The organism is Ruegeria sp. CE6 (genome assembly GCF_056537485.1).
Map to the genome: position 1 here is coordinate 2501 of NZ_JBQFRR010000010.1, position 3575 is coordinate 6075.

Sequence of the window (3575 nt, forward strand, 5' to 3'; positions counted from 1 at the left end):
CTGACGATCATGCATGTCTTCTATTCTCCATGTGGGGCCGACCGACATCGGCAGCATGGGTTCCAGGATAGAAGGCGGGAAAGTATGCTTTTGGTTCAGAAGAAAGATCGCCTTTAGTTACCAGCTGGGCGATCGCGATTGACCTGACTGCGCTCAAGTAGCCGAATAGGCGGTAGCGCACTAAGTTGTGTCTTTCTCTTTCTGGATCAAATCAAGCGCGAGAAGGGCGTTTGGTGAATGCCTTGGCAGCAAGAGGCGATGAAAGACGTGATACTCTGCGATAAGCCATGGGGAGCTGAGAATAAGCTTTGATCCATGGATCTCTGAATGGGGCAACCCACCTGAATGTTTGTTATTGTTAGCTCTGCTAATCAATAATGAGCATGAACAGGTACTTAAGACCTGAATACATAGGGTTTTAAGAGCAAACCCGGGGAACTGAAACATCTAAGTACCCGGAGGAAAGGAAATCAATTGATACTCCCCTAGTAGCGGCGAGCGAACGGGGACCAGCCGAGCCAGATAAGTGACTAGAACACGTTGGGAAGCGTGGCCATAGCGGGTGACAGCCCCGTATAGGAAGCTTTGATGGACGTATTAAGTAGGGCGGAACACGTGAAATTCTGTCTGAAGATCGGAGGACCACCTTCGAAGGCTAAGTACTCCTTGCTGACCGATAGCGAACCAGTACCGTGAGGGAAAGGTGAAAAGCACCCCGACGAGGGGAGTGAAACAGTACCTGAAACCGAACGCCTACAATCAGTCGGAGGATCCTCGAGATCTGACGGCGTACCTTTTGTATAATGGGTCATCGACTTGGTCTTACGAGCAAGCTTAAGCCGTTAGGTGTAGGCGTAGCGAAAGCGAGTCTTAATAGGGCGAATGAGTTCGTGGGATCAGACCCGAAACCGAGTGATCTAGGCATGGCCAGGTTGAAGGTAAGGTAACACTTACTGGAGGACCGAACCCACATCCGTTGAAAAGGATCGGGATGAGCTGTGCCTAGGGGTGAAAGGCCAATCAAACTCGGAGATAGCTGGTTCTCTGCGAAATCTATTTAGGTAGAGCGTCATCCGAATACCCCGGGGGGTAGAGCACTGGATGGGTAATGGGGCCCCACAGGCTTACTGATCCTAACCAAACTCCGAATACCCGGGAGTACTAGATGGCAGACACACTGCGGATGCTAACGTCCGTAGTGGAGAGGGAAACAACCCTGACCTACGACTAAGGCCCCCAATTCATGGCTAAGTGGGAAAGCAGGTGGGACGACCAAAACAACCAGGAGGTTGGCTTAGAAGCAGCCATCCTTTAAAGATAGCGTAACAGCTCACTGGTCTAAATAAGTTGTCCTGCGGCGAAGATGTAACGGGGCTCAAGCCATGAGCCGAAGTCTAGGGATGCGTAAGCATCGGTAGCAGAGCGTAGTGTGACATAGTCTCATTCCTCCTTCATGCCTTCGGGCAGATTGGAGGAGAGAGGCTTTCGATGAAGCGGGCGCGTGAGCGATCCCGTGGAGAGATCACTAGTGAGAATGATGACATGAGTAGCGACAAAGAGTGTGAGAGACACTCTCGCCGAAAGTCCAAGGGTTCCTGCTTAAAGCTAATCTGAGCAGGGTAAGCCGGCCCCTAAGCCGAGGCCGAAAGGCGTAGGCGATGGGAACTAGGTTAATATTCCTAGGCCAGGAGGATGTGACGGATCACAGGTGTAGTTCAATCTTATCGGATTGATTGGGCTGCTGAGTGGTTCCTGGAAATAGCCCTCCATCAGACCGTACCCTAAACCGACACAGGTGGACTGGTAGAGCATACCAAGGCGCTTGAGAGAACGATGTTGAAGGAACTCGGCAAAATACCTCCGTAAGTTCGCGAGAAGGAGGCCCGGTTCCTAGGCAACTAGGGGCTGGGGGCACAAACCAGGGGGTGGCGACTGTTTATTAAAAACACAGGGCTCTGCGAAGTCGCAAGACGACGTATAGGGTCTGACGCCTGCCCGGTGCCTGAAGGTTAAAAGGAGAGGTGAGAGCCTTGAATTGAAGCCCAGGTAAACGGCGGCCGTAACTATAACGGTCCTAAGGTAGCGAAATTCCTTGTCGGGTAAGTTCCGACCTGCACGAATGGCGTAACGACTTCCCCGCTGTCTCCAACATCGACTCAGCGAAATTGAATTGCCTGTCAAGATGCAGGCTTCCCGCGGTTAGACGGAAAGACCCCGTGCACCTTTACTACAGCTTCGCACTGGCATCAGGATTGTGATGTGCAGGATAGGTGGTAGGCTTTGAAGCGGAAACGCAAGTATCCGTGGAGCCTCCCTTGAGATACCACCCTTCGCACTCTTGATGTCTAACCGCGGTCCGTTATCCGGATCCGGGACCCTGCGTGGCGGGTAGTTTGACTGGGGCGGTCGCCTCCTAAAGCGTAACGGAGGCGCGCGAAGGTTGGCTCAGAGCGGTCGGAAATCGCTCGTTGAGTGCAATGGCAGAAGCCAGCCTGACTGCAAGACTGACAAGTCGAGCAGAGTCGAAAGACGGCCATAGTGATCCGGTGGTCCCGAGTGGAAGGGCCATCGCTCAACGGATAAAAGGTACGCCGGGGATAACAGGCTGATACTGCCCAAGAGTCCATATCGACGGCAGTGTTTGGCACCTCGATGTCGGCTCATCTCATCCTGGGGCTGGAGCAGGTCCCAAGGGTACGGCTGTTCGCCGTTTAAAGAGGTACGTGAGCTGGGTTTAGAACGTCGTGAGACAGTTCGGTCCCTATCTGCCGTGGGTGTAGGAGACTTGAGAGGAGTTGCCCCTAGTACGAGAGGACCGGGGTGAACGATCCACTGGTGGACCAGTTGTCGTGCCAACGGCAGTGCTGGGTAGCTATGATCGGACAGGATAACCGCTGAAGGCATCTAAGCGGGAAGCCCCCCTCAAAACAAGGTCTCCCTGAGGGCCGTGGAAGACCACCACGTCAATAGGCCGGAGATGTAAGCGCAGTAATGCGTTCAGTTGACCGGTACTAATCGCCCGATAGGCTTGATTTGATCCAGTAATGGAAAGACAAGACCAAAGCATACACTGACCTTGAGTTGGATAACGTCGCAGCGTCAAGCCGCGATGTTGGTTGATACTATAACCGAGTGGCAACGCGCCTTTTGCAAGCAAAAGACGCTGCCTGCCACCTCGTCGCTTTCCTGCAACGCAGGAAAGTCGACATGGGCTTTTCCTCGGTTTGGTGGTCATAGCGCAAGTGAAACACCCGGTCCCATCCCGAACCCGGAAGTTAAGCACTGCCGCGCCAATGGTACTTGGGCTTAAGCCCCGGGAGAGTAGGTCACCGCCAAACCTAGAAAAAGCCCACATCTCTCTAACACGATGAAAAGAACACTACCCGGTCTCAAGTAGCCGAATAGGCGATAGACCAACACAAGACCTCAAGTAGCGTAAGCGATAGGTCACTTAAAGTGTCGCGGGATGGAGCAGCCCGGTAGCTCGTCAGGCTCATAACCTGAAGGTCGCAGGTTCAAATCCTGCTCCCGCAACCAACTTTAGAAAATCCCAGAGCAGCCCGCGCAGACTACAA

General features: G+C 53.3%; 1 tRNA gene and 2 rRNA genes. All 3 read left to right on the forward strand.

Annotated elements, in window-relative coordinates:
- Positions 1–209: 209 nt before the first annotated feature.
- Positions 210–3036 (forward strand): 23S ribosomal RNA (locus ACR0DK_RS20445).
- A 187-nt stretch (positions 3037–3223) separates the two neighbouring features.
- Positions 3224–3338 (forward strand): 5S ribosomal RNA (gene rrf, locus ACR0DK_RS20450).
- Positions 3339–3460: 122 nt separating this feature from the next.
- A tRNA-Met gene (locus tag ACR0DK_RS20455) sits at positions 3461–3537 on the forward strand.
- Positions 3538–3575: the final 38 nt, after the last annotated feature.